At 59.7% G+C, this 26019-nt stretch carries 23 protein-coding genes; 17 read left to right on the plus strand and 6 right to left on the minus strand.

The window, feature by feature from the left end:
- Positions 1–145 precede the first annotated feature (145 nt).
- Positions 146–970 carry an amidohydrolase gene (locus tag FHX08_RS20925; RefSeq protein ID WP_132656471.1) on the minus strand — a complete coding sequence of 275 codons (825 nt, stop codon included), beginning with the start codon at positions 968–970 and terminating at the stop codon, positions 146–148.
- Between the two features lie 163 nt (positions 971–1133).
- Entirely contained in the window at positions 1134–1919 is a 786-nt protein-coding gene (locus tag FHX08_RS20930) for an IclR family transcriptional regulator (RefSeq protein ID WP_132656473.1), read from the minus strand.
- 365 nt (positions 1920–2284) lie between these two features.
- Between FHX08_RS20930 and FHX08_RS20935 the strand changes: the two genes are divergently transcribed.
- The 7 genes from FHX08_RS20935 (at position 2285) to FHX08_RS20965 (ending at position 11983) form a co-directional block, all read left to right on the plus strand.
- Positions 2285–3019, plus strand: a complete 735-nt coding sequence (locus tag FHX08_RS20935) for an SDR family oxidoreductase (RefSeq protein ID WP_132656475.1) — start codon at positions 2285–2287, stop codon at positions 3017–3019.
- Positions 3020–3079: 60 nt separating this feature from the next.
- A complete protein-coding gene (locus tag FHX08_RS20940; protein ID WP_184327611.1) occupies positions 3080–4357 on the plus strand; it encodes an L-fuconate dehydratase in 1278 nt (425 codons plus the stop codon).
- Positions 4358–5122: 765 nt separating this feature from the next.
- Positions 5123–6343 carry a plasmid partitioning protein RepA gene (gene repA, locus FHX08_RS20945; protein WP_132656479.1) on the plus strand — a complete coding sequence of 407 codons (1221 nt, stop codon included), beginning with the start codon at positions 5123–5125 and terminating at the stop codon, positions 6341–6343.
- A 190-nt stretch (positions 6344–6533) separates the two neighbouring features.
- The gene (gene repB / locus FHX08_RS20950) at positions 6534–7526 is read left to right on the plus strand and encodes a plasmid partitioning protein RepB (protein WP_132656481.1); all 993 of its coding nucleotides are present in this window, start codon (positions 6534–6536) and stop codon (positions 7524–7526) included.
- A 206-nt stretch (positions 7527–7732) separates the two neighbouring features.
- The gene (repC, locus tag FHX08_RS20955; protein ID WP_132656483.1) at positions 7733–8938 is read left to right on the plus strand and encodes a plasmid replication protein RepC; all 1206 of its coding nucleotides are present in this window, start codon (positions 7733–7735) and stop codon (positions 8936–8938) included.
- Between the two features lie 371 nt (positions 8939–9309).
- Positions 9310–9870, plus strand: a complete 561-nt coding sequence (locus FHX08_RS20960) for a sugar transferase (RefSeq protein ID WP_132656485.1) — start codon at positions 9310–9312, stop codon at positions 9868–9870.
- A 172-nt stretch (positions 9871–10042) separates the two neighbouring features.
- The gene (locus FHX08_RS20965) at positions 10043–11983 is read left to right on the plus strand and encodes a nucleoside-diphosphate sugar epimerase/dehydratase (protein WP_132656836.1); all 1941 of its coding nucleotides are present in this window, start codon (positions 10043–10045) and stop codon (positions 11981–11983) included.
- 55 nt (positions 11984–12038) lie between these two features.
- Here the strand turns inward: FHX08_RS20965 and FHX08_RS20970 are convergent, their stop codons facing one another.
- Entirely contained in the window at positions 12039–12782 is a 744-nt protein-coding gene (locus FHX08_RS20970) for an SDR family NAD(P)-dependent oxidoreductase (protein WP_132656487.1), read from the minus strand.
- A gap of 118 nt (positions 12783–12900) precedes the next feature.
- Here FHX08_RS20970 and FHX08_RS20975 point away from each other — a divergent pair, with 118 nt between their 5' ends.
- Complete coding sequence (locus FHX08_RS20975) at positions 12901–13518, plus strand: TetR/AcrR family transcriptional regulator (RefSeq protein ID WP_132656489.1); 618 nt, start codon at positions 12901–12903, stop codon at positions 13516–13518.
- Positions 13519–13531: 13 nt separating this feature from the next.
- On the opposite strand, the gene FHX08_RS20980 is transcribed toward FHX08_RS20975, so the two are convergent.
- Both FHX08_RS20980 and FHX08_RS20985 read right to left on the minus strand, forming a co-directional pair.
- Positions 13532–14509 (minus strand): L,D-transpeptidase, encoded by a 978-nt coding sequence (locus FHX08_RS20980; protein WP_132656491.1) that lies wholly within the window; start codon positions 14507–14509, stop codon positions 13532–13534.
- 246 nt (positions 14510–14755) lie between these two features.
- Positions 14756–15835 carry a LacI family DNA-binding transcriptional regulator gene (locus tag FHX08_RS20985; protein WP_132656493.1) on the minus strand — a complete coding sequence of 360 codons (1080 nt, stop codon included), beginning with the start codon at positions 15833–15835 and terminating at the stop codon, positions 14756–14758.
- A gap of 196 nt (positions 15836–16031) precedes the next feature.
- On the opposite strand from FHX08_RS20985, the gene FHX08_RS20990 reads away from it, so the two are divergent.
- From FHX08_RS20990 to FHX08_RS21025, 8 genes are all read left to right on the plus strand, one after another.
- Positions 16032–17057 (plus strand): ABC transporter permease, encoded by a 1026-nt coding sequence (locus FHX08_RS20990; RefSeq protein WP_132656495.1) that lies wholly within the window; start codon positions 16032–16034, stop codon positions 17055–17057.
- A 31-nt stretch (positions 17058–17088) separates the two neighbouring features.
- Positions 17089–18099, plus strand: a complete 1011-nt coding sequence (locus tag FHX08_RS20995; protein ID WP_132656497.1) for a substrate-binding domain-containing protein — start codon at positions 17089–17091, stop codon at positions 18097–18099.
- Between the two features lie 99 nt (positions 18100–18198).
- Positions 18199–19752 (plus strand): sugar ABC transporter ATP-binding protein, encoded by a 1554-nt coding sequence (locus tag FHX08_RS21000; RefSeq protein ID WP_132656499.1) that lies wholly within the window; start codon positions 18199–18201, stop codon positions 19750–19752.
- Positions 19749–20783: an ABC transporter permease gene (locus tag FHX08_RS21005; protein WP_132656501.1), complete on the plus strand. Its 1035-nt coding sequence runs from the start codon at positions 19749–19751 to the stop codon at positions 20781–20783. The genes FHX08_RS21000 and FHX08_RS21005 overlap by 4 nt, the downstream gene beginning before the upstream one ends.
- 22 nt (positions 20784–20805) lie before the next feature.
- Positions 20806–21807 carry a dihydroxyacetone kinase subunit DhaK gene (locus FHX08_RS21010; protein WP_132656503.1) on the plus strand — a complete coding sequence of 334 codons (1002 nt, stop codon included), beginning with the start codon at positions 20806–20808 and terminating at the stop codon, positions 21805–21807.
- An 8-nt stretch (positions 21808–21815) separates the two neighbouring features.
- A complete protein-coding gene (locus FHX08_RS21015; protein WP_132656505.1) occupies positions 21816–22454 on the plus strand; it encodes a dihydroxyacetone kinase subunit L in 639 nt (212 codons plus the stop codon).
- 95 nt (positions 22455–22549) lie between these two features.
- The gene (locus FHX08_RS21020) at positions 22550–23212 is read left to right on the plus strand and encodes an aspartate/glutamate racemase family protein (protein ID WP_132656507.1); all 663 of its coding nucleotides are present in this window, start codon (positions 22550–22552) and stop codon (positions 23210–23212) included.
- Positions 23213–23258: 46 nt separating this feature from the next.
- On the plus strand, positions 23259–24320 hold the full coding sequence (locus tag FHX08_RS21025) for an aldo/keto reductase (RefSeq protein WP_184327612.1): 1062 nt from the start codon (positions 23259–23261) through the stop codon (positions 24318–24320).
- Between the two features lie 79 nt (positions 24321–24399).
- Here FHX08_RS21025 and FHX08_RS21030 read toward each other — a convergent pair whose 3' ends face one another.
- Complete coding sequence (locus tag FHX08_RS21030; RefSeq protein ID WP_132656511.1) at positions 24400–24705, minus strand: hypothetical protein; 306 nt, start codon at positions 24703–24705, stop codon at positions 24400–24402.
- Between the two features lie 334 nt (positions 24706–25039).
- On the opposite strand from FHX08_RS21030, the gene FHX08_RS21035 reads away from it, so the two are divergent.
- On the plus strand, positions 25040–25957 hold the full coding sequence (locus FHX08_RS21035; protein WP_132656837.1) for a sterol desaturase family protein: 918 nt from the start codon (positions 25040–25042) through the stop codon (positions 25955–25957).
- Positions 25958–26019: the final 62 nt, after the last annotated feature.

Consider the following 26019-nt stretch of genomic DNA (forward strand, 5'->3'; position numbering starts at 1 on the left):
TTGCTTGGATGTAGTTTGCCTGAGCCAAAACATCACGCCATCCGAGAGCCCCTACGGATTGCACGTCGGAACAGATCACTTCAGTCAAAAATTCGGCGGAGTTAAACTTTGAAAGAGCGAACCTGTGTCGCCCGAGGGAGGCAACTCAGAGGTTCCAGAGGCGCTGCGCATTGCCGTAAAGCAGCTGCGAACGCTCCGATTGCGCAGTGCCCGACAATACGGCCTGGGTGGCCGCGACCCAGGTGGAAAGCCCGTTCGCCAGCGTGCAGACCGGCCAGTCGCTGCCCCAGACCACACGACCCCAGCCGAAGCTCGAGATAACATGCTCGATATAGGGACGCAGGTTTTCCGCCGTCCAGCTGGCCGGATCGGCGTTGGTGACAATGCCGGAAATCTTGGCGACAACATTCGGCCGGCGAGCGATTTCGGTTATGCCGCGGCTCCACGGCTCGAAGGCGTTCGTTTTAATATCCGGATTGCCGCAATGATCGAGTACGAACTGCACGTCGGGCGCGGCATCGGCAAGCGCCACGACCTTGCTCACCTGATGCGGCAGCGTGCAGAGGTCGAAGGTCAGGCCGGTGCCGGAAAGCCTTCTGACATTCTCGCGAAAGAGCTCACCTTCCGAGACATCGTCGGGCACGACATGCAGCACGCGCCGAAAACCCTTGACGAAGGGATCGGCCATCTGGCGATCCAGATAGGCGGCAAAGCCATCCTCTTCCGGCCGACAGGAAACGATCGCACCGGCAACCAGATCGCCGAGGCGGCTGACATAATCAGTCTCGGCCTGCATGATGACCGGATCGACATCCACCTCCATATGCAGCACTTTTGTGATGCCGCAGCGTTTGGCCTCGCGCGCATAGGTCTCGTAGAGAAAATCGCGGTCGAGTGCTGGCACATTGGCAAGCCAAGGATAACTCAGGGCCGACCGGTCGATGACGTGCAGATGGGTATCGATGAACACGCTCTTTTCCTCCAAAGAGTGGCTGGCAGCAACCTATCTTTGGTGAATGGATTGTTCAAATAGAAATTCTGCAGCAGCACGGTCGGAAAATCGGAATCGATTTTGGAAAGCCCTGATGCGTCGGTTCAAGGAGTTGGAGCGTCCTTTGGGAGCCTGCGCAATCCTAATCCGGCGCGGCGAGTGTCGCTCCGGCGAGCGCGGAAAGCTCGGCCGCCGTCTTCTGCACCATGCCGATTGCCTGGGTGATATCGGGCGCCGCCGGCGCATTGACGAGCGCTATGTAAGGGCAGGTCAACGCAGCAATGCCGCGCCCGTCCGGCCCGAGCACCGGTGCCGAGAGATTGTAGACACCTGCCGTCTGGGCGCTTGCCATCATCTCGTAGCCGCGCTCGCGGATCTGGTTCAGCCGGTGGTAGAAGTCCTGGCCGAGATTGACCTCCTCGCGGCTGCGTACATGCTCTGAGATCATCATCTCGCGTTCCTCGTCACTGCGGAAGGCAAGCAGGACATGGCCGGAGCCGGTATCGAAAAGGCTGATATGGGAACCGACGCGGATCGACAGCCCCCAATAGTCAGGCGCCTCCTGCTGGGCAATGACGACGGCTGCTCCCCGGTCGAAGACGGCCAGATGATTTGCCTGGCGGGAGCGCTGTGCGAGATCGCGCATCAGCGGCGTCGCATAGGAGGCGAGGCGACGCACCGGCGGATGCAGCTGCGCCAGGCCGAAAAGCTTCAGGGTGAGCGAATAACGGTCGCCATCGATCCGCGTCACGTAACCGCGCTTCACGAGACGGTCGAGCATGCGGTAGAATTCGTTCGGGCTGCGCTCCAGCCGCTTGGCGATTTCCGCCTGCGTCAGGCCGCTATCGACAGCGGCCAGAAGTTCGAGAATGTCTAGTCCCTTGTCGAGCGCTGGAGCGCGATAGCGTTCTGACTCTTCGGTCTCCATTCTTCCCCTCCTGTGAATATCATTCTGCATATACGCAGACAGGCAGGCGGAAAAGAAAAAGTTCGCGCTTGACCAGGGAGCTATCGTCTGTTTGTCTATAAACAGACAAATCAAATCTGAGGACATTGTCCGGCATGGTTCTCAGCAGGGACGACCGAAATTCCCGGAAAGGCTCGCCAAGGCGAGAAAAAGCAAGATAACGGGAGAGGGAGGAAAGCCGGCAGCGCAAATATCGTGATCACCTTTATAAAAAGGGCATAGATCTGCGGGGAAGATGGCCGACGAGGCCTTCATCCCGACCGATCCTTTTGAAATAGATTTCAGCACCACCGCCAGCGCGCGAAAATCTCCTGGGAGGCCATGACATGACAAGCAATCTTTCCGGCAAAACCGTTCTCATCACTGCAGCCGGTCAGGGCATCGGCCGCGCGACCGCGCTCGCCTTCGCCGCTACCGGCGCCAAGGTGCACGCCACCGACATCAACACCGACGCACTGGCGAGCCTGGCAGCAGAAGCCGAGGTTTCCACCCATAAGCTGAACGTGCTCGAAGATGAGGCGGTCAAGGCTTTAGTCGCCGAGATCGGCGCGGTCGACGTGCTTTTCAACTGCGCCGGCATCGTTCATAACGGCTCGGTGCTGGATATGAAGGATACCGATCTGGAGTTTGCCTTCGATCTCAACGTCAAGGCGATGATCCGCACCATCCGCGCCGTGTTGCCGGGCATGCTGGAGCGCAAGGACGGCTCGATCATCAACATGTCCTCGGTCGCATCCAGCATCAAGGGCGTGCCGAACCGCTTTGCCTATGGCGTGACCAAGGCAGCCGTGATCGGCCTCACCAAATCCGTAGCCGCCGATTACGTGACGCAGGGCATCCGCTGCAACTGCATCTGCCCGGGCACGGTGGAAAGCCCCTCACTGCAGGACCGTATGCGCGCCCAGGGCGATTATAATACGGCGCGCGCCGCCTTCATCGCCCGCCAGCCGATGGGCCGCCTCGGTACGCCGGAGGAGATCGCCGATCTCGCCGTCTACCTCGCCGGCGCTACCTATACCTCCGGCCAGGCCTACGCCATCGACGGCGGCTGGACGATCTGACCTTTCGCACGGTCGGCGCACTCGACGACAAGGTGCCGGCCCACCCAACGGGAAGAAGCCATGACCCGCATCACCGATATCCGCGTCTACGATCTTCGCTTTCCGACCTCGCAGAACCTCGACGGTTCCGATGCAATGAACCCCGACCCGGATTATTCCGCCGCCTATGTGATCCTCGAAACCGACAGCGACGGCCTTTCCGGCCACGGCCTGACCTTCACCATCGGCCGCGGCAACGATATCTGCTGCGCCGCGATCGAGGCGATGCGGCATCTGGTCGTCGGCACCGAGCTTTCCGAGGTGAAGGCCAGCCCTGGCAAATACTGGAGACATCTGACAAGCGACAGCCAGCTGCGATGGATCGGTCCTGAAAAGGGGGCGATCCACCTTGCGACCGGTGCCATCGTCAATGCCGTCTGGGATCTCATAGCCAAGGAGGCCGGCAAGCCGGTCTGGCGCCTCGTTGCGGAGATGCCGGCCGAGAAGATCGCCGATATCGTCGATTACCGTTATCTCACCGATGTGCTGACGCGCGATGAGGCAATCGCCATCCTGAAAAAGGCGGAAGCTGGCAAGGCCGAGCGCATCGCCACGCTCGAGAGGGAAGGTTACGCCTGCTACACGACCTCGGCCGGCTGGCTCGGCTACGAGGACGAAAAACTGCGCCGCCTCTGCCAGGAGGCGATCGATGCCGGTTTCAACCATATCAAGATGAAGGTCGGACGCGACCTTGCGGACGATATTCGCCGCTTGAGGATCGCCCGTGAGGTGATCGGCCCCGACCGCTATCTGATGATCGACGCCAACCAGGTTTGGGAAGTCGGGCAGGCGATTGACTGGGTCAAGCAGCTTTCCTTCGCAAAACCCTTCTTCATCGAGGAGCCGACCAGCCCCGACGATGTCGCCGGTCACCGCAAGATTCGGCAGGCCATTTCCCCAGTGAAGGTCGCGACCGGCGAGATGTGCCAGAACCGTATCATGTTTAAGCAGTTCATCGCCGAAGGCGCGATCGATATCGTACAGATCGATTCCTGCCGCATGGGCGGACTGAACGAGGTTCTCGCCGTGCTCCTGGTCGCCACCAAATTCGGCCTGCCGGTCTGGCCGCATGCCGGTGGCGTCGGACTCTGCGAATATGTACAGCACCTGTCGATGATCGATTATGTGGCAGTGTCAGGCACCAAGGATGGCCGCGTCATCGAATATGTCGACCACCTGCACGAACACTTTCTCGATCCCTGCATCATCAAGGACGCCGCCTATATGCCGCCGGCCCGGCCGGGTTTCTCGATCGAGATGAAGCCGGCCTCGATTGCCGGTTACACATTCCGGGGTTAGGACTCAGCCTTGCGAGACGGACGGCTATTCCCGAGCTGTGCCTGCTCGCGATAGAAGCATGCCGGTCATTGCGAAAAGATCCGGGATATTCTATAAGAATAAGCCTTGGACGCGGGCTCGAAAGAGCCGTTTCAATAAGCCTTGAATGGCTGGCTTGGCGTATTGCTAATGCGCTGTTTTTTCTTAGCTCTTTGAGCGAAACGGAATCGATCCGGCGGATTGATTCCGTCACATCGGCGCCCGATTTTTTGGCGATGTCCATCACGTTTGGCGGGCTGACGCTTTCGGCGCAAGGTAGCCGATCTTCAGGTCAGGCGGATTTCCATTTTATCCCCAGTTCGAAGAACGGCGATAACTGTGGATCTCGGCAACAACCTCCAGCCTCGCAACAGGTTGCAGCAGTCCGCCTCATCTCACATCCGAGTCGCCCCGCGGTCCTTTGCCGGCAAAGTTTAGGAATCGTTAATAACTGATTCTTCTCAATGGAATGCGCCCGACCACCTCTGAGCGATCAAAACGACGGCGTCGCCCAACAGCTACGGAAAAATTAGATGAGGCTGGCCCGGCTTTGCAGACTTGCGCGAAATTCTGTTAACCGGCGGAGATGACAGGCGAAATTGTAATCGTGCTGTCGTAAACTCATGATCTTGACCGATGCCGCTAAGGCCTTGTTTCATAGGAATACCTTGCCAGAATCGCTGCGATCGGTAATCGTCACGGATAAACAGCCGTTTCCGGCGTTTTTCCGTGATGAAAGATTAGACCGTGAGCAAGCCACAAAGGACTTCTCGGACCCTTCAGCGTAGCGTCGACGAGACGATCGGCGCCCATGCGTCGACGATCAGTTCGCAGTTGCAGGCAATCAGCGAAGCCCTTTTCCCGCCGACCGCGAGCAAGACGCTGCGCCGCTTCACGTCGGGCGAGGCCGCCAAACTGATCGGCGTATCGGATTCGACCCTGCGAAAGATGACGCTCGCCGGCGAAGGCCCGCAGCCCGATGTCGGCACCAACGGCCGGCGGCTCTATTCACTGCGCCAGCTCAACGAATTGCGCGCCTTGCTTGCCGCTTCTGCCAGGGGTCGCGAGGCGCATGACTTCCTGCCGCGGCGGCGGGAGAACGAACATCTTCAGGTCATTGCCGTCACCAACTTCAAGGGCGGGTCGGGCAAGACCACGACATCAGTCCATCTTGCGCAATATCTTGCCCTGCAAGGCTACCGCGTGCTTGCGCTCGATCTCGATCCGCAGGCCAGCATGTCGGCCATGCTGGGCGTCATGCCGGAAACCGACGTCCGCTCCAATGAAACGCTCTACGCGGCTATCCGCTACGACGATGAGCGCCGTCCGCTTTCCGAAGTCGTGCGCAAGACTTATTTCGACGGCCTGGATCTCATCCCCGGCAATCTCGAACTCATGGAGTTCGAGCATACGACGCCACGCGCCCTGATGCGGGGCTCCCGGGACGGCGAGGGCGTGTTCTTCATGCGAGTCGCCAAGTCGCTCGACGACGTCGCCGAGAACTACGACGTTGTCGTTCTCGACTGCCCGCCGCAGCTCGGATACCTGACGCTGAGCGGCCTTTGTGCCGCAACCTCGATGATCGTCACCGTCCATCCGCAAATGCTGGACGTGGCCTCCATGAGCCAGTTCCTGCTGATGACGCATGATCTCCTTTCCGTCGTTCGCGAAGCGGGCGGCGAACTTAATTACGATTTCATTCGCTATCTGCTCACCCGCTACGAGCCGCAGGATGCGCCGCAGACGAAGGTCGCGGCGCTTTTGCGCAATCTGTTCGACGATCACGTGATGATCAATGCGATGGTGAAATCGGCGGCGGTCTCCGATGCCGGCCTCACCAAGCAGACACTCTACGAGATTGGCCGCGAGAACCTGACCCGCTCGACCTATGACCGGGCGATGGAAGCGCTCGATGCCGTCAACGGAGAGATCGAGACGCTGATCCGGCAGTCATGGGGGCGCACATGACGTTCCCGCTGATCAAGACCGATTTGTCTGGCTTCAGCCGGCTGGCCGATCTGTTGGGAGCTCCCAACAAAGGTCGTCTTCTCAGCTGCGGGCGAAAATTCGTCCGTCTATCCGCAGATCCTGAGCGTGTTGGGAGCTCCCAACTGCGCTCTTTTCGCTTGCCCATATCTGGCTGGAAAGGAGAGAATTGATGAGCAGACGCGATACTGTCAATTCGATCTTCATGCGCAAGGCAGAAACGCCGGCGCCTCCCGCCGGTGTAGAGAAGAACCCCGACCGTGTACGCACCGGTGCGGTCTCGGCAATGGGCGCATCTCTGCAGGAGATGACGGAAGCAGCGCGTGCGGCTGGCAGGCTGCAGGCGCAGATTTCCTCTGGCTTTTCCGTTCTGGAAATCGACCCCTCGGATATCTCCAATTCCTCCATCAGCGATCGTATCCCAGTCGCGCGCGATGCCGAGTTCGACGCGCTGGTGGCAAGCATCGCCGAGCATGGCCAAAAGGTGCCGATCCTGGTGCGTCCTGCCCCTGAACGAGAAGGGCAGTACCAGATCGCCTATGGCCGTCGCCGCCTGCGGGCTGCGGCAAAGCTCGGGCTCAAGGTCAAGGCAATCGTCCAGAACCTTGATGACAACGAGCTGGTGATCGCCCAGGGCAAGGAAAATCTCGATCGCCAAGACCTTTCCTTCATCGAGAAAGCACTCTTTGCCTATCGTCTGGAAGAGGCCGATTATCCGCGTGATGTCATCATGGCAGCACTTTCGACCGATAAGGCCGATCTCAGCCGCTATATTTCCGTCGCCCGTGGCGTTCCGCAGACGGTGATCATGGCGATCGGTCCAGCCCCGAAAGCAGGACGCACACGATGGCTGGCACTCGTCGATGCCGTCTCTTCTTCGCCGAAGAAGGTGGAGGCGATCATCGAGGATGATGCCTTTACCGACCTCGACAGCGATCAGCGCCTGCAATGCATATTGTCAAAAATGGCGTTACGCGACGCAAGGAAGGTAACAGGAACAACCTGGAGAACACGACAGGGTCAGAAGGCGGCTCAGATCGAGCACGCCGGCAACAAGACGCGCATCACCTTCGATGAGCGTTTCGTGCCTGAATTTGCCGATTATCTCACGACCCGGCTGGATGAGCTCTTCGACGAGTTCGACGCCGTCAGGTCACAACGATAACTGTTGGCGCGTTAGCCGTCGACGAGGATTTGACCGTTAGGAAAAGGAGCCAATAGGCAAAGAAAAAGGCCCCCGAACAAAACATCCGGAAGCCCTCTTCTCTCGTTTAGCACCCAGAGAATCGCACTTCCCGGAATCACTGTCAAGGTTTTTGAACGCCGTTTTGGCGGGCGCTGATGATTTGCCTTTGTATAAGGTGAACCACAATGGATACGGGACTCGTAACGACGCCTTTCGGGCGCCGGCCGATGTCGCTTGCCTTGATGAGAGGTCAGCTTCAGGCCGAATCAGTTAAGCCAGACAAGTCAGTCGACAAATGGAAGGTGTTTCGCGATGTCTGCGAAGCACGTCCGCTGCTCGACATCTCCGACCGCACACTTGCGGTGTTGAATGCCCTTCTCTCCTTCTATCCCGAGAACCATCTCTCCAGTCAGGCGAACATGGTTGTCTTTCCGTCCAACCGGCAGCTCATGGTGCGGGCGCACGGTATCGCAGTCACCACGCTGCGCCGGCATCTGGCGGCTCTGGTGGAGGTCGGACTGATCATCCGCAAGGACAGCGCCAACGGCAAACGCTTTGCCCGCCGCAAGACTTCCGGCGAACTGGAGGACGCCTATGGCTTCAGCCTGGTACCACTTCTTGCCCGCAGCGAGGAGCTGGCCGCCATGGCGCAAAAGATCGAAGCCGATAGGTTAGCACTTCGGCGTGCCCGTGAGCGTCTGACGATCTGCCGCCGCGATGTGCGCAAGCTGATCGATGCCGCCATCGACGAAGGCGTTCCCGGCAACTGGGACGATATCGAGGCTGCCTATATGCATCATCTCGCAGGCCTGCCGCGCAATCCCGAGGCTCGCGATCTGGACGGCGTGCGTCTGAAGCTCGAACACCTCCGCGCTGATATCGTTAATCTGTTGACCAGCTTCGATAATTTAAGAAAAACGAGCGCCAGTGTGGTTCAAAATGAACCGCACATACAGAATTCAGATACAGATTATCTTGAATTAGAATCTTCAGCGACAGCGGAAGCGTCTTCGACGACTGACGAAGCAAGCCGGACTAACGGCGCCAACAAAATCTTCCCGCTCGCCCTGATCCTCCAGGCTTGCCCTCAAATTGCCGACTATGCTCAGGGAGGATCAGTGAAGGGATGGCGAGATCTCCTGGCCGCAGCCGTCACCGTACGTTCCATGCTTGGTATTACACCTGAGACTTATCAGGCTGCTTGCGACATTCTCGGCCGGGAACATGCCGCGGTCGTCATCGCCTGCATGCTGGAGCGGGCAACGCATATTAACTCACCGGGCGGCTATCTGCGTCACCTGACCCACAAGGGGGCGCATGGAGAGTTTTCGCTGGGGCCGATGCTGATGGCACTCGTAAGGCAAAACAGTCCGGTCGCGCGCAGGGTCTGAAAACGCTCAGGCGAGGTCGATAATCGGTACGATGAGCCTTCATCTGAGCGAAGATGAGCGGTTGCTGACTATAAGCAACGTTTTTCATCGCCTAATTAAGTGAATAGGAAGACCCGCCTTCTTGCCGAGGAGGACTGCTGTCGGAAACGAAATGGCTATTAGTTTCCGTAATGACATAGAAGCCGATTTAATTCAATGGTTTGATTGACGCATCGTTTCAAAAGGTGGTGGCTGAATTGCCGCAAATCCCTGAGAAACAAGGCATAAAGCGACCGGAAGCGGGAAAGGGTCATTGACGTGAATTGGCCGGAGACGATAGGGCAAGGCAGGCTTAGACGGCCGGGAAGTGTGGGCGAAAGGCGAGGACGGACGTGAAGCGGGCAGTGGATATTTTCCTGGCTCTGGTGGCATCCCTGATACTGATCATACCGATCGCAATCGTGGCTCTCTGTGTGCGCCTGACGTCACCTGGCCCCGCGCTCTATTGGTCGAACCGTGTGGGGCGGCGCAACGCGATCTTCCGGATGCCGAAATTCCGCAGCATGCGCATCGACACACCGACGGTCGCCACACATCTGCTCGACGAGCCCTCCCGTTACCTGACGCCGATCGGTGGCTTCCTGCGCAAGTCGAGCCTCGATGAACTGCCGCAGCTCTGGTGCATCCTGAAGGGCGAGATGAGCTTCGTCGGTCCGCGCCCGGCCCTCTATAATCAGGACGACCTGATCGCTCTACGCACGGCCGAAGGCGTCGACGCGCTGCTGCCGGGGTTGACGGGCTGGGCGCAGATCAACGGTCGCGACGAGCTGCCGATCCCGGAGAAGGTGAAGTTCGACGTTGAATATCTCAAGCGCCGCTCTTTTTTCATGGATATGCGCATTCTGGCAATGACCGTCGGCAAGGTATTGGGCAGCAAGGGCATCACCCATTGAGGCTACCACCCAAGGTTATGAACAGATTGCTGACGCGACCGCCGATTATTTCGGTTGCACTTGAGATCGAAAAGGACAAGAAGAAGTCAGGCTGGAATGATGGGTGGACACTATAAAAATGCATGATGATCCCTCCAGTGACGGATCAAAGGCCAGCCGGTCCTGGATGTCGATGCAGGCATGGGTCGGACCGCTTTTGGCGATGCCGCGTCCGGCCAAACGTATTCTTGCGCTGATCGTCGATTCGAGCTTCTGTGTCCTTACCATCTGGCTTGCCTATTGTTTCCGTCTCAATGAATGGACTGTGCTGACGGGCGTGCAGTGGCTTGCCGTTCTGGTGTCGTTGTGTCTGGCGCTGCCGATCTTCATCGTCATGGGCATGTACCGGGCGATCTTCCGCTATGCCGGCATTGCCGCCTTCCTCGCGGTGCTGAAGGCGATTGCGATCTACGGCGTTGCCTTCGCCACGATCTTCACAGCGCTCAGCGTTCCCGGTATCCCGCGCACGGTCGGCATCCTGCAGCCCTTCCTTCTGTTGATCGCGATCGGTCTTTCACGCCTCGGCATCCGTTACTGGCTGGGTGACACCTATCAGCGCATCCTCCATAAGGGGACGCTGGCAAAGGTGTTGATCTATGGCGCAGGTAGTTCCGGCCGGCAGCTTGCCGCCGCGCTAACAAACAGCGCTGAACTCAACGTCGTCGGTTATCTCGATGACGATCCGAAGCTCAAGGGCGGCATCATGGGCGGCCTGCCGATCTATGATCCTTCCGATCTGACGATGCTCGTACAGACGCTTGATGTCCATCACGTGCTTCTTGCCCTGCCATCGGCATCGCGCCAGCGTCGCAACGAGATCCTAGAACAGATCCGCAAGTCCAGGGTCAATGTCCGCACGCTGCCGGATATGACGGCGCTCGCGCAGGGTCGCATCGCCGTTTCCGATATCCGCGAACTCGAAATCGAAGACCTGCTCGGCCGCGAGGCCGTGGCGCCGCGCCAGGAGTTGCTCGATAAGGCGACGCTTGGCAAGGTGGTGATGGTGACAGGTGCGGGTGGCTCGATCGGCAGCGAGCTCTGCCGCCAGATCCTGCGCAGCGGCCCGACGCATCTCATCCTCGTCGAGCAGAACGAATACGCCCTTTATGCGATCCATGGCGAGCTGCTGAAGCTGTCGGAACTTTATGAACAGCCGACCGTGCAGATCGTGCCGATCCTCTGTTCGGTGCGCGACCGCGACCGCATGGAACATATCATCAAGAGCTGGCGGCCGCAGGCGCTTTACCATGCTGCGGCCTACAAGCATGTGCCACTCGTCGAGCAGAATGCCGTCGAAGGCATCAAGAACAATGTGATGGGCACGCTGATCACAGCGCAGGCGGCCGAAAAATACGGCGTATCGAATTTCGTGCTGATCAGCACCGACAAGGCTGTCCGTCCGACCAATGTCATGGGCGCCAGCAAGCGGCTTGCCGAAATGGTGCTGCAGGCGCTCGCTTCGGAACGTACGGCCGGCCGCGCGCACACCAATTTCTCCATGGTCCGCTTCGGCAATGTGCTCGGATCCTCCGGATCAGTCGTGCCGCTGTTTCGCCAGCAGATCAAGGATGGCGGCCCGGTGACGCTGACTCATCCCGATATCACCCGCTATTTCATGACGATCTCCGAGGCCTCGCAGCTCGTCATCCAAGCTGGTGCCATGGCCGACGGCGGCGATGTCTTCCTGCTCGATATGGGCGAGCCGGTGCGTATTGCCGATCTGGCCCGCCGGATGATCGATCTTTCCGGTCTGACGCTGCGCAGCGACGACAACCCCGAGGGCGATATCGAGCTTTCGGTCACGGGCCTCCGCCCCGGTGAAAAGCTCTACGAAGAGCTGTTGATCGGCGACAATCCCGAGACGACGCAGCATCCGCGCATCATGAAGGCGCGCGAGGATTTCCTCTTTTGGCCGGAGCTCTCCAAGCGCCTGAAGGTTCTCGATGCCGCGCTCGACCGCAACGACATACCGGCCGCCCGCCTGTTGCTCGCCGAACTCGTCTCCGGCTATGCCTCGACCGGCGAGGTGACCGATCTGGCGCTGAGCGCTGCCGAGGCCAATACGGCCGCCTGATCAAAGCCCGGTTTTGCGCCGGGCTTTTCTCTTTGTGTTTCGGACATTTGCCCCTTCAGGCATTGGCGCCATTGTCGACCGTCCAGGCCGCACCGGTGACCGAGCGCGCAGCCGGCGAGGCGAGATAGGCGACGACATCGGCAATCTCGCCGGGATCCGCAAAACCTGCCGGATTGGACATGCGCCCCTTCTGTTCACCCGCATGCGGGCCATCTGCCGGGTTCATGTCGGTATCGGTCGAGCCGGGATGCACTGTATTGACCGTGATGCGGCGCGGGCCGAGCTCGCGGGCGAGCGCCTGCGACAGGCCGGCAATCGCCGCCTTGCTCGCCGTATAGAGGCTGAGGCCGGGGGAGGTGGCGCGCACGGCGAGATTGCTGCCGATCGAAATGATGCGCCCGCCATCCGGCATGAAGGCCAAGGCGGCTTTCGACGCTACGAAGGCCGAGCGGACATTGATCGAGAAGGTCGCATCGAAATCGTCAAGCGACAGGGTCTCGATCGGTGCTGCCTGAAAGATCCCGGCATTGTTGACGAGGATATCGATGCGGCCGAAGGTCTCGGCCGCGGTCGCAACAGCCGCCTCGACATCGACAGCGTCAGATGCGTCGGCCCTGACGGCAAGCGCCATCCCGCCTGCAGCCTCGATCGCTCTGACCACGCCGGCGGCCGCTTCTACCCCATTCACATAAGTCAGCACGACCCTCGCGCCATCGGCTGCGAGCCTCTTGGCGATCGCCGCACCAATGCCGCGGCTACCGCCGGTCACGAAAGCCACTTTTCCATTGAGAACAGACATGACATTCCTTTCTGTAGCGATTGATATAGAATTCATGCTGCGATTGAAATGAACCGTCAAGCGATTTATGTATTGACCGATACAGAATTTAGATCCGACCGCAAAAGGAAGGCCCCAGATGAGCGAACGCGGACGCCCGAGAAGCTTCGACCGGCAGCAGGCGCTGTCGCGCGCCATGCATCTCTTCTGGCAAAAGGGTTTCGAAGAGACCTCGATGAGCGATCTGACGCAGGCCATGGGCATCGCGCCGCCCAGCCTCTATGCCGCCTTCGGCTCCAAGGAGGCGCTCTTTACCGAAGCACTCGACCTCTATCAGGCGACGGTCAACAACGAGATCTGGGCCGCGCTCGATGAGGGTGAGACGATTGCCGCAGCGATCGAAGGCTTCCTCCTCAATACCGCCCGCGCCTATAGCCGTCCGGATCAGCCGGCTGGCTGCATGATCGTGCTCGGCTCCAATCCGGCCGCCAGCGAAATCGAAGCAATCGGCGAGGATCTGCGCCTTCGCCGGGCCGAGAATATCAGCCAGCTTAAGAAAAGATTCGAGCGGGCCGTCAGCGAAGGCGAGCTCGCTGCCGCCTTCGACTGCGAGGCCGCTGCCGTCTTCTTCGCCACACTGCAGAACGGCATGTCGCTGCTTGCCCGCGACGGCGGCGGAGAAGCGGCTCTGATGGCAGTTGCCCGTGCAGGAGGCCCTGCCCTTGAAGGCATGATCGGCAGCCATCGCCGCGGTTGAACTGTAGCATCGGTTAGTCGACGAAATCGACGATAACGCCGGGCTTCACCATGCCGGCAAGTTCCTCGACATCCCAATTGGTCAGCCGTACGCAGCCATGGGAACCAGCCTTGTCGATCAGCGAAGGTTCCGGTGTTCCGTGGATACCGTAGGTGGGCTCTGAGAGATCTATCCAGACGGTGCCAACGGGGTTGTTGGGGCCGCTCGGCAGCTTCAGTAGCTTTTTGTTATGGCCCTGCTGAAAATTGATCCTGGGGTTGTAGATGTATTTGGGATTACGTGCGACGCCGTTGACCTTGTGCTGACCTGTCGGCGAAGGGTTGTCCTCGCTGCCGATGGTCGCCGGATAGACTGCGCGAACAGATCCGTCGTCAGCAAAGGCCAGGACCTGACCGGTCTTCCGGCGGGCCTCGATGCGCTTGACCGTCCCCGTTTGTGGCGCGCCAACGACCGCAACCGCAATCGTTTCGCCGGGAGAGAACCGGGCACGTGGGTTCAATGTCTTCAAAAGGTCTATGTCCATATGAAAGCGCTCAGCCACCCGCTCGGCAACGCTCGTGTAGCCAAGATGTTTCATCTTAGCTTGCTTGGCATAATCTCTTGGAATGCTCTCGACGAGATCGGAGGTATCGTTCGGCGTAATGACATAGGCACCGATCACCTGTTTGTCGTCCTGCAGCAGAGACAGCATCTGCGGATCGACTTTGCCGTCGACCGGGAGACCCCGCATGATCTCGAAGCCAGCGATCGCCTTGAGGACATTGTCACCGTAAATGCCGTCGATCACGCCGGGTGACGAGCCGGCGCGATCAAGCAGAACCTGAAGATGGATGATTGCCGGATCAGGCGTCGCCGATTTTCCTGTAGAGGGGACCGGAGAGATGTCGCCGATCGAAGCGTTGTTAATAGTCTCGGCCGCAAGTTGCTGGGCGTTCCCGGCACCGTAGATTGCGAGCCATATGAAGCCGCTGACGAGCATGGATTTGATCATGCTGATTAAATAACGGCAGACAAAAAAGTTCCTCCGGCGCCTTTTGTAACGCGCCGATATGGTCCGGCGCGAGTCACGTCAACAGCGTGACGCTCGGCCAGCCGCCGAATCCCGGCGATCATGTATTTCGTGATCTGGCTACGGCCTCGGCACGCATTGTGCGCCTGCTGTTAGGCAAGAGTGGAGCGGCGGCGGCCGTCAATTCTGGAATATCGCGTCATTCGCGGAGATCGGCCTGCCTCGAGGCTAGACTGCAGGCACTTTGATTTTCGATTTCGAACCGGTTTTGGCTGAAGGAACGGGAGGCGGTACGTCGCTCGCGCGCACGATCAGTTCCGCGCCGACCAGGACTTTGACCGGAGGTTGGCGGTCAGAGGATTTGACTATGTCGTCGAGGACAGTAACCGCCAGATTGCCGATCTTGCGCTTGGAAACCTCTATCGTCGTCAGCGACGGTTCCATGGTCGCGCTCTGCGGCAGGTTGTCGAAACCGATGACTGAAACCTCCTGCGGGATGCGAACATTAAATTCTCTCAGCGCACGGATCACGCCATAAGCTATGACGTCATTCGTGCAGAAATAGCACGGCGCCAGATCGATTCCTGAGCGCAGCAGTTCCACCATATCGCTGTAAGCGCCTTCGTAGGTCGATTCGATCGACAACACGTCTTCGTCACGTGGCGTTAAACCGAGGCGCGCCATATTCTTGAAATAGGCATCGCGGCGCAGCTTGAAGTTCGTCGTTTCGACATAGCTGGCAACAAAGCCGATGCGTTCGAATCCCGACTGCTTGAAGCGGGACAAGACCTTGAAGACCGCATCCTCGTTGTTCATGTCGACGAAATTGGCGTCTATTACGTCGTAATAGGTGTCGATGAAGACCGTCGGCAGACCGACCGCCTGGATCAGGCGAATGTCCTGCTCGGACAGTTCCGTCCCGAGCGCGATGACCCCGCTTACAGCAGAGCCGGTCAGGCTTTCGGCGATCTGGCTGATGGGTTGGCCCTCGAAGCTCACCACCTCGAGCTTGTACTTGCGCCTGCTCGCCTCCAAGGACATTCCGTCGATATAATCGGAAATGAACACGCTATGATCGCGGTTAACGGTATGTCCGTGCTTGGCGATCTTGAGGAAGCGCAGGGTCTCAGTGTCATCCGTGGCGGTCTTCGCCGCACGGGGCGTGTATTCCAGGCGGGCGACCGCTTCTAGAACCCGTGTCCTCGTCTCGCTGGTAATCTCGCCCTTGCCGTTTAACACCAGCGAGACGGTCGCCGGCGAGACACCCGCCTGGGCGGCAATATCCCGGATGGTGAGCTTCTTCTTCATGGCTGCAGATAGCTTTCAAAAGGGGCGTCAGCAAAAGCGTTTAGTAAACGTCGGACTTTGATCTTCAACGCCTATGCCAAAAATCTCGTGTCCGCAACGATAAAATTACCGCGATTACGCCCTTGACACGGGAAAAGCTTCGTTCAATCATTTAGTGAATAGGCGTTATGTTTACTAAACGTGGTAGGAGGAGACCATGCGGAGGACTGGAGCCCAGCTGACGATGCTGCTCGTTATCAACGCGGCACTGCTCATTGCTGGCGCGGTGATCTCGGGGGGCTCTTTCCTCTCGCTGTTCAACATTCAATCGATGGCGAGCCAGTTGCCGGAGATCGGTCTCCTGGCGATCGGCGTCATGCTGGCGATGTGCGCCGGCAACGGTGGCATCGACCTCTCCGGCATTGCGCTCGCCAACCTCTCGGGCGTTGTTTCGGCGGTGATCGTCTCATCGGTGATTTCAAGCACGGACAATCAGGCAGCTTACAGCCTCGCCTTCATCCTGGTCGCGCTACTTGCCGGCCTTGCCGGCGGCCTCGTCAACGGGCTCTTCATATCAAAGCTCAACATCACGCCCATCCTGTGCACGCTTGGCACGCAGATGGCGTTTACCGGTCTTGCCGTCGTGGTGTCGGGCGGCAAGGCTGTGACCGTCGGCAGTCCGGACCTCCTGTCGAGCCTCGGCAACGATATGATCGCGGGTGTTCCGATCAGCTTCGTGATCTTCATTCTCGTGGCCGGGCTCATTGCAGCCGCCCTGAAATTCACGCCTTATGGACTTTGGCTGATGTTGCTCGGCACCAACCAAAAGGCTGCCGTTTACGCGGGTTTTCCGAAGACCGGCGTGTTGATCGCCACTTATGCAGTGAGCGGCACATTGTCAGGTCTTGCGGGCGTCATCATTGCCGCGCGCAACGTCAATGTGAAGTTCGACTATGGAAGCTCCTATCTGCTGATCGCCATCCTGATTGCGGTGATGGCCGGCGTGCGGCCGGAAGGCGGTTATGGGCGCGTCGTCTGCGTCGTCCTCAGCGCCATTGCGCTGCAGTTGATGTCGAGCCTGCTGAACTTCGGTGGCCTGTCCAACTTCGTGCGTGACCTCGCCTGGGGCGCGCTGCTCTTGGCCTTTCTTGCCGTCGGTCGCTACGACCTGACAGGCTTCATCGCCCCCAGGCGGCGGGCGTCCAGCAATTCGGGTGCCACTCCCTCGAGCACCGGAAGATGAGGATTGAGGGAATAATACTGAGGAGGAAAACATGACAAACAACGTGAAGAAGCTTCTTGCCGGTTCGGCGATTGCAGCATCCCTGGTGGGCGTTTTCGCCGGCACGTTGGCGGCGCAAGACAAGCCGGTCATCGCGACCGTCGTCAAGATCAGCGGCATCCCGTGGTTCGATCGCATGAACACCGGTGTCGAAGCGTTCCAGAAGGCGAATGCCGATGTGGTCGCGACCCAGAGCGGTCCGGCAACGGCCGATGCTGCTCAGCAGCTCCAGATCATCCAGGACCTTATCGCGAAGGGCGTCAATGCACTCGCCGTCGTGCCGATGGACCCTGCCGTGCTTGAAGGAACATTAAAGCGCGCGATCGATCGCGGTATCGTCGTGGTCACCCACGAAGCCGATAACCAGTCGAATACCAATGTCGATGTCGAAGCCTTCGACAATGCCGATTACGGCAAAGCTCTCAACGCGCGCCTGGCACAATGCATGGGCAACAAGGGCAAATGGACGACTTTCGTCGGCTCGCTCGGCAGCCGCACGCATATGCAATGGGTCGGTGCCGGCGAAGAAAACGCCAAGCAATATCCTGAGATGCAGCTCGTCGATCCGAACAACGAGTCTTTCGACGATGCGAATGCCACATATGAGAAGGCCAAGGAAATCCTGCGCAAGCACCCCGACATCAAGGGCTTCCAGACCTCTGCCGGCAACGACGTGCTCGGTGTCGGTCGCGCAATCGACGAAGCGGGCCTCAGCGGCAAGGTGTGCCTTGTCGGCACCGGTCTGCCGAACCCGTCTGCCGATCTCCTGGAATCCGGCGCCATTACGGCAATCGGCTTCTGGGATCCGCAGAAGGCCGGCATGGCGATGAACGCGATCGCCAAGCTGCTTCTTGAAAAGAAGGAAGTCACCGACGGCATGGATCTTGGCGTCGAGGGCTATTCCAAGGTGTCGGTCAAGAAGGGTCCGGGAACAGGACTACTCGTGGTCGGTAACGGCATGGTTCTGGCTGACAAGGCCAACTACAAGGAACACCTCTTCTAGACATTCTCCCAGGACCGGCCGGAACAGCACCGCGTGGGGCTGTTCCGGCCGCGACTGCCGTGCGTTTGCGCACGATGATGTTGGAAGGATGCAGACGAGATGACGGACGAATTGACTACTGGCGGCGCCGGCCGCCGATTTCTGGAGCTGCGCAACATCCATAAGCGGTTTGGTGGCGTGCACGCGCTTCGTGGCATCGACCTGGCGCTTGATTTGGGTGAGGCCTATCATCTGCTCGGCGAGAATGGTTGCGGCAAGAGTACCGTGATCAAGATCATGTCCGGGGCACATCCGCCAAGTGAGGGCGAGATCGTGCTCGACGGCAAGATCCTTACGTCGCTCTCACCAATCCAGTCGCTCGCTGCCGGCATCGAGACGGTCTATCAGGACCTGTCGCTGATTCCGAACCTCACGGTGGCCGAGAACGTTGCGCTGAACGAGCAGCTTGTCAGTGCTTGCGGCAGGCTTGCCAGACTGTTCGACAGAACCCGGCTGCGTGAGACAGCCGAAAAGGCGCTGGCGACCGTCGGTCTTCCGACCGACCGCGCCTTCCTGAACACCATCGTGTCCGATCTGCCGCTCGCCGCTCGCCAGCTCGTGGCAATCGCGCGCGCCATCGCAACGCGCGCCAAGCTCGTCATCATGGACGAACCGACGACCTCGCTGACCCGGCGCGAAGTCGACAATCTGATCCGCGTTGTCGAACGGCTGCGCTCGGAGAATGTCGCCGTGCTCTTCGTCACCCACAAGCTCGACGAATGTTACCGCATCGGCGGCCAGGCGATCGTCTTTCGCGACGGCCAATGCGTCGCTCAGGGCCCGATTGCGACATATAGCAAGAAGCAACTCGCCGAACTGATGACCGGCCGCTCGATCGACGCGCAGCGCTATCGCACGGCAAATCCGGTAGAAGATGAACTCTTCAAGCTCGATCGTCTTGCGGCCCCCGGTCTTCATGGCGTCAGCCTTACGCTTCGCAGGGGCGAGATCCTCGGCATTACGGGTCTTGCCGATTCTGGCCGTAACCAACTCGCCATGGCCATCACAGGCGTGCAGCCGGCGACCTCCGGCACAATGACGCTTGCCGGCAAGCAATTGACGGTCCGCCGTCCGGCCGATGCGATCGCACAGGGGATCGGCTACGTCCCTGAAGACCGGCTGGCCGAAGGCCTCTTCCTCAACAAGTCGATCCTGGAAAACGAGATCGCCCTGGTTGTTGCCAAGCTCAGCAACGCTTTCGGCATTGTCGACAAGCACGAAGGTCGCCGCCTGGCCGCGAAACTGTCTGACGACATGCGCCTTAATACGAGGGATCTCGACCTCCCGGTCGGGGCGTTATCGGGCGGCAACCAGCAGCGCGTGCTGATCGGCCGCTGGCTTTCCATTGCCCCGAAGCTTCTGGTGCTGCACGGCCCGACCGTGGGTGTCGATGTCGGCTCTAAGGACACGATCTACCGCGCCATTCAGCAATTGGCTGAAGCCGGCATGGGGCTGATCATCGTCAGCGACGATCTGCCGGAACTCCTGCAGAATGCCGACCGCATCCAGGTGATGAACGGCGGCCGCATCGTGGCCACCTTCGACGCCGCATCCGCGAGCGAAGACGACCTCTACAGGGCCATGCTGGCATCCAATCCGGAGACCGTTCAATGACTGCATCACGCACCGAAGCACTGCAGGAGAGCCCGGCGCATAGCCGCTCCCTCGGCCTTGGCGGATTGATCCGGCGACGGCCGGAAACCATCACCTTCATATTGCTGGTGGCAATCTGCATCACTGTCGCAGTGATCAATCCCGCCTTCTTGCAGCCATCGACGCTGATCGACATCGGCCGTGCAAGTGTCGTCATGGGTCTTTTTGCACTCGGCGTCTTCATCATCCTGGCTGCCGGCGGCATCGATGTGTCCTTCACCGCCATTGCCGCCTTCACGATGTATTCGATGACGGTTCTCGTCCAAAGCCATCTGCCGGGCATCCCGATCGCGCTCGTGCTCTTGATGTCGATCGCAGGTGGAGCACTGCTCGGAATCGTCAACGGTCTGCTCGTCCATCACCTTGCCGTGCCGTCGCTGATCGTGACGATCGGCACGCAATATCTCTTCCGCGGTATCCTGCTCTCCTTCATCGGCACGGTCTGGATCATGTCGCTGCCGCCGCAGATGGGAGCCTTCGGGCGACTGCCACTTTTCCAGTTCGAGGCAGCCAATGGTGCGACGATCACCTTGCCGGCCTACTTCCTGGTCCTGCCCGTCGCCGCCATCCTGACCTGGTTCATTCTGAACCGGACGTTGATGGGGCGCGCCATTTTCGCCGTCGGCGGTAACGCCGATATCGCCAGCCGCCTCGGCTATGATCTCAAGACGATCCACATCTTCCTGTTCGGCTATGCCGGTGCGCTCGCAGGCCTTGCCGGCATCATCCATGTTTGCGCCAATCGCCAGGCCAATCCCTTCGATCTCGTCGGCACCGAGATCAACGTCATCGCGGCCGTCGTGCTCGGCGGCGCGAAGATCACCGGCGGAACCGGCACAGTGCTTGGCACCATTCTCGGTGTTCTGCTCGTCGTCGTCATCAACAGCGTGCTGGTCATGGTCGGCATTCCGAGCACATGGCAGCGCCTCGTCGTCGGCGTCTTCATCCTGCTTGCTGCCGCCTTCTTCGTAACCCGACAGAAAAACCGATAGAACCAGATCCCGAGAGGAACCCATGAAAAAATTCCTGAACGAGCCAGTCACTTTCGTCGATGAGATGCTGGAAGGGATCTATGCAGCCCATCCGCAGGTCACCTATGTCGCAGACGACAAGAGATGTCTCGTTACATCAAGACTAAAGCCGGGCAAGGTCGGTATCGCCACCGGCGGCGGATCCGGCCACCTTCCGCTGTTTCTCGGCTATGTCGGCGACGGCATGCTGGACGGGGCTGCCGTCGGCGGTGTCTTCCAGTCACCGAGCGCCGAGCAGATGCTGCAGGTCACCAAGGCGATCGACCAGGGTGCGGGCGTTCTCTACATCTACGGCAACTACAGCGGTGATATCATCAATTTCGACATGGCTGCCGAACTCGCCGATCTCGAGGATATCAAGGTCCGCCAGGTCGTCGGCAATGACGACGTGGCTTCGTCTATCGTGGGCGAGGAGCAAAAGCGGCGCGGTGTCGCCGGCATCTTCTTCATCTACAAGGCCGCCGGTGCTGCGGCTGCCAAGGGCCTGTCCCTCGACGAAGTGTCGCGGATCGCCGACAAGGCGCGGCTTCACACCCGGACCATGGGTGTCGCGCTTTCGAGCTGCGTGGTGCCCGAGATCGGCCATGCGACCTTCTCGATCGGCGAGGACGAGATGGAAATCGGCATGGGCATCCATGGCGAGCCGGGCATCAGCCGCAAAAAGCTCGCCTCGGCCGATGCCGTGATCGATGAAATGATGGAGCGCATCTTCGCCGAGCAGGACTATAAGAGAGGCGACAAAGTCGCTGTCCTGGTCAACGGCCTCGGCGGCACGCCGATGGAGGAACTCTATATCCTCTTCCGCCGGGTCTCCCAGCTTCTTGGCGAACGCGGCGTTACCGCCAAACATGTATTCGTCGGCGAATTCGCGACCTCGATGGAAATGGCAGGCGCGTCCGTCTCGATCCTTCATCTCGATGACGAACTCGACCCTCTGATCGGCGCGCCGGCCAATACGCCCTTCTTCAAGCACTATTCCGCATGAGGTGCACCATGGATGCCATCAAGCCCGCCGACCTGATCCGCCTGTTCGAGACGTGGAAGGGTCTCTTTGTAGAGCAGCGTGACTATCTCATTTCGCTCGACGGCAAAGTCGGCGACAGCGATCTCGGGATCACCATGAGCAAGGCCTTCAGCGCTGCTGCCGATACTGTCGCATCCGAGGGCGAGGCGGCCGGCATCGCCAAGCTCTTGCGCAGTGCCGGCGCGATCATGGCAAGGACCGCCCCGTCGACAATGGGGACGCTGACCGCGACGGGTTTCCTGCGGGGAGCCAAGGCGGTTGAGGCGGCCGACAGGTTGGGAACAGTCGAGCTTGCAGCCTTCTGGCGTGCGTTTCGCGATGGCGTGGCGGAGCGGGGTAAGGCGAAGGTGGGTGACAAGACGATTCTCGATGTCCTCGATCCGATCGCGACCACGCTTGAGGCAGAAGCAGCAGCAGGGACATCGCTGAACCAGGCGCTGACATCCGCAAAGGCTGCAGCCGAGGCCGCCCTCGAAGGCACTAAGGCGATGGTTGCTCAGCATGGCAAGGCAGCAGCTTTCCAGCAAAAGACGGTCGGGCTGCAGGACGCGGGTGCCACGGTCGGCTTCTTGCTGATCGAATCGATGGCTGAATTCGCCTCGGCCTAAACCGGCTTGCTGCAGGAGCCGCTCGGGATCCGGGTGGCTCGTCATCCGAAGTTGCCGGTCATCGGCAAGCATGTACAACTATCGTGGAGAAAGTGATGCCGGCCCTGGCGCTGATACATACGGTCGTTTCGCTGCCGGCTGTTTTTCAGCCGCTCGTGGCCGCCGCCCTTCCCACGTGGTCGTCATTCAACATCGTCGACGAAAGCCTGTTGCAGAACACGCTGCGAGAAGGCGCATTGTCACAGCAGACCAGGCAGCGCCTGGCGAATTACATTTTCTCGGCGGCCGCAGCCGGCGCGGATGCCGTTGTCGTGACCTGTTCGACGCTCGGTAATGCGGTCGACGATATCGTGAGCCTGTCATCTGTTCCGCTGTTTCGCATCGATCAGGGCATGGCCAACGAGGCGGTGACGATCGCCAACCGGATTGGCGTCCTTGCGACATTGCCGACGACCCTCGAGCCGACCGGAACGGCAATCCGGAATGCTGCGGCTGCGGCCGGCAGGGATTGCACGCTCACCGAAGTCCTTTGCGACGGCGCCTTCGCGCGGCTTTCAAGCGGCGATCGTGCCGCCCACGATCGCATGGTGGTGGAAGGCTTCAACCAGCTTGCACGCGAGGTTGATATCATCGTCCTTGCGCAGGCATCGATGACCCAGTCGCTGGTCTCGCTTGCCTCCCCGCCAGTGCCCTTTCTGACCAGCCCGCAGCTCGGCATCGCCCATGTGGCACGGGAACTCGCATCTCATTCCAGCTGACCGGCAGACGAGCGACAATCGCGCAAAGGACTTTCGGAGGATCGTTATGCAGTACAGGACACTTGGCCATTCGGGATTGAAGGTCTCGGCGATCAGCATGGGCACCTTCTCGTTCGGCGGCGAAGGTGATTTCGCCATGGTCGCCCGACAGGGTGTGAAGGAAGCGCAGCATCTCGTCGATGCCTGTATCGATGGCGGCGTCAATCTCTTCGACACGTCCAACATGTATTCGCTTGGGCGATCGGAAGAGATCCTCGGCGAAGTCCTGGATGGGCGACGCGACAAGGTGCTGATTTCGTCCAAAGCGCGCATGCGCATCGGCGACGGACCGAATGATGAGGGCGTGTCACGCTATCACCTGATCCGCGAATGCGAACGCAGCCTCAAGAGACTGCGCACCGATCACATCGATATTTATTTCATGCATGAATGGGATGGGCTGACGCCCGTCGAAGAGATGCTGTCGGCCCTCGATACGCTCGTGCGCCAGGGCAAGGTCCGCTATATCGGCTGCTCGAACTATTCGGGCTGGCACATCATGAAGGCTCTGCATGTCGCGGAGATCAAGAATTATCCGCGGTTCGTCACCCAGCAGATCCATTATACGCTGGAGGCCCGCGAGGCCGAATACGAGCTTTTACCGATCTCCGTCGACCAGGGATTGGGGGTGATGGTCTGGAGCCCGCTCGCCGCCGGCCTTCTTTCCGGGGCCTTCGGTCGAGACAGGTCGCCCGAAACCTCCCGCCAGTCGGCCGGTTGGAGCGAGCCGCCAATCCGCGACCAAGAGCGGCTCTGGAACATCATCGATGTGTTGGACGCGATCGCAAGCGAGCGCGGGATCACGGCGGCGCAGGTCGCCTTAGCGTGGACGCTTTCGCGTCCGGCTATCGCCTCCCTCGTTGTCGGCGGACTTTCCGAAAAGCATTTCAAGGACAATATCGCAGCCGCCGAGGTGAGCCTGGAGGAAAACGAGCTCAAGCGGCTCAATGAGGTCAGCCGTCTGCCTTATGTCTATCCCTATTGGCACCAGCACAATTTCGCCAAAGAGCGGTTCTGCCAGGCCGATTGGGCCCTGCATGCCGACTACGAAGATCTTGGCAAGGTATAGTCAAGTCAAGATCATCTTATCCGCGGACGCCTTGTCTGTCAGCCGCACTAGGATCGGCGTTATACGAGGGAGCGGGTACTCAAATCCCTGACCCGTCGAGCTGCTGATCGTCGTCGCCTTCCCAGGGCGAGGGCATCGAGGCGCGATTGAGATTGGCCGAGGGCATCGGCATCCAGCACTTCAGTTCCGGCTCGGCATATTCGATGATGTGCCCGGGCGAGGAATCGGAGGCACGCCAGCCTTCTCCACCGAACTGATCGCCATTCGACCAATATGCGAGGTCGACTTCTGCCGGCCCCTGTTCGGACGCGCGAATCGTCACCAGGATCCGGCTGCCGTCTTTCGGTGCGCTGGCCATGTGGCGCCAGCCGTCTCGCTCGTCCATCGTTTTCCTCCTGCCCTGCCGCAGATTGCAACTGTCGCCTCACCATCGAAAGCGGTCAACTCAAACTTTGCAGAGCCATCCTCGATCAGGGCTTTACGGCACGAACCGAAATCGACAACTGCACGCAATGCCCTTGCAATCCTCCATCCACAGCCTAGCCACATCGTTCCGCGACGCAAGCGATTGCCGACCGTCCTGATCAATGGCATGACTGGCGCAAACACCGGGCCGAAGGCATCACCGGATCGTTCCGCGCGCGACGGCTAGGGGGCGATTCGGCAAGAATGGGCGATTGGCTTGAAGCCCGGAGAGCTCCTGAGGGGACATGACATTGATGCCGAAAGCCGCCGCAGCCAATAAACGTGCTCTTGCGTACCTGTCTTGGCCATTGGTGTTTTTCTTCGGCTTGGCAGGCGCCCATTTCGCCTTCTCCGGCCATTATCCGTTGGTCGCATTCGGCGCCGTCTATGTGGGCGCGGTGGCTCTGCTCTTTCTGCTCGAGCGCATCATTCCCTATGAAGAGCGCTGGCTCGAGCCGGATGGCGAGACGGCGAATGATATTGCCCATACGGTTTTGACCAAGGGGCTGGTCGAGCTTGCAGCGCTCGCGGGCGTCATGTTTCCAATGGTCGCCGCCCGCCTGCTGCAGCCGATCGCGGCGATGCAGTTCAGCCTCTGGCCGTCACATTGGCCGATGTTTTTCCAGGCTTCTCTCGCTGTCATCATAGCCGAGTTCGGCCTCTACTGGGCACATCGCATCGCCCATGAGCGCTTGTATTTCTGGCGCTTTCATGCCCTGCATCACAGCGTCACCCGCCTCTGGGTCATCAATACAGGGCGCTTCCATGTCATCGATTCCCTCTTCAAGGTGGCGCTGAGCCAGATCCCGCTCTATCTGCTCGGCGCGCCGCTGCAGGCCTTCTGGTGGCTCGGTGCGGTCACGGCCTTCATCGGCATCCTGACCCATTGCAATGTCGATATGCGCACGGGCCTTTTCGACCTCGTCTTCTCGACGCCCAGGCTTCACCGCTGGCACCATTCGAAGGATCTCCGCGAGGGCAACACGAATTACGGCGAGAACATCGTGCTCTTCGACCAGCTGTTCGGCACCTATTTCAATCCGGACCGGCCGTCGTCGACGGATATCGGCATCAAGGGCCAGATCGCTCCCGGCTTTCTCAGCCAATTGACGCAACCCTTCACGAAGGACGGCGTGCGTCAGATTCTCGGCCGTCAGGCCAAGCGCAGCTGACACTAGAACCCGTTCCCGGCCGTCATCTTTCTATGACACGCCGGCTGTAATAGCCTGCGAAC

The organism is Rhizobium sp. BK529 (assembly GCF_014194105.1).
In the GTDB taxonomy this organism is placed as follows: domain Bacteria; phylum Pseudomonadota; class Alphaproteobacteria; order Rhizobiales; family Rhizobiaceae; genus Rhizobium.

Bases quoted from the DNA above. Each gene is read 5' to 3' on its own strand.
- FHX08_RS20995 (WP_132656497.1), top strand. From the start codon at position 17,089: ATGACAAACAACGTGAAGAAGCTTCTTGCCGGTTCGGCGATTGCAGCA.
- FHX08_RS20985 (WP_132656493.1), bottom strand. From the start codon at position 15,835: ATGAAGAAGAAGCTCACCATCCGGGATATTGCCGCCCAGGCGGGTGTC.
- FHX08_RS21015 (WP_132656505.1), top strand. From the start codon at position 21,816: ATGGATGCCATCAAGCCCGCCGACCTGATCCGCCTGTTCGAGACGTGG.
- FHX08_RS20935 (WP_132656475.1), top strand. From the start codon at position 2,285: ATGACAAGCAATCTTTCCGGCAAAACCGTTCTCATCACTGCAGCCGGT.
- FHX08_RS21030 (WP_132656511.1), bottom strand. From the start codon at position 24,705: ATGGACGAGCGAGACGGCTGGCGCCACATGGCCAGCGCACCGAAAGAC.
- FHX08_RS20975 (WP_132656489.1), top strand. From the start codon at position 12,901: ATGAGCGAACGCGGACGCCCGAGAAGCTTCGACCGGCAGCAGGCGCTG.
- FHX08_RS20980 (WP_132656491.1), bottom strand. From the start codon at position 14,509: ATGATCAAATCCATGCTCGTCAGCGGCTTCATATGGCTCGCAATCTAC.
- FHX08_RS21005 (WP_132656501.1), top strand. From the start codon at position 19,749: ATGACTGCATCACGCACCGAAGCACTGCAGGAGAGCCCGGCGCATAGC.
- FHX08_RS21025 (WP_184327612.1), top strand. From the start codon at position 23,259: ATGCAGTACAGGACACTTGGCCATTCGGGATTGAAGGTCTCGGCGATC.
- FHX08_RS20930 (WP_132656473.1), bottom strand. From the start codon at position 1,919: ATGGAGACCGAAGAGTCAGAACGCTATCGCGCTCCAGCGCTCGACAAG.
- FHX08_RS20940 (WP_184327611.1), top strand. From the start codon at position 3,080: ATGACCCGCATCACCGATATCCGCGTCTACGATCTTCGCTTTCCGACC.
- repB (WP_132656481.1), top strand. From the start codon at position 6,534: ATGAGCAGACGCGATACTGTCAATTCGATCTTCATGCGCAAGGCAGAA.
- FHX08_RS21000 (WP_132656499.1), top strand. From the start codon at position 18,199: ATGACGGACGAATTGACTACTGGCGGCGCCGGCCGCCGATTTCTGGAG.
- FHX08_RS21020 (WP_132656507.1), top strand. From the start codon at position 22,550: ATGCCGGCCCTGGCGCTGATACATACGGTCGTTTCGCTGCCGGCTGTT.
- FHX08_RS20965 (WP_132656836.1), top strand. From the start codon at position 10,043: ATGCAGGCATGGGTCGGACCGCTTTTGGCGATGCCGCGTCCGGCCAAA.
- FHX08_RS20970 (WP_132656487.1), bottom strand. From the start codon at position 12,782: ATGTCTGTTCTCAATGGAAAAGTGGCTTTCGTGACCGGCGGTAGCCGC.
- FHX08_RS21010 (WP_132656503.1), top strand. From the start codon at position 20,806: ATGAAAAAATTCCTGAACGAGCCAGTCACTTTCGTCGATGAGATGCTG.
- repC (WP_132656483.1), top strand. From the start codon at position 7,733: ATGGATACGGGACTCGTAACGACGCCTTTCGGGCGCCGGCCGATGTCG.
- FHX08_RS21035 (WP_132656837.1), top strand. From the start codon at position 25,040: ATGCCGAAAGCCGCCGCAGCCAATAAACGTGCTCTTGCGTACCTGTCT.
- FHX08_RS20990 (WP_132656495.1), top strand. From the start codon at position 16,032: ATGCGGAGGACTGGAGCCCAGCTGACGATGCTGCTCGTTATCAACGCG.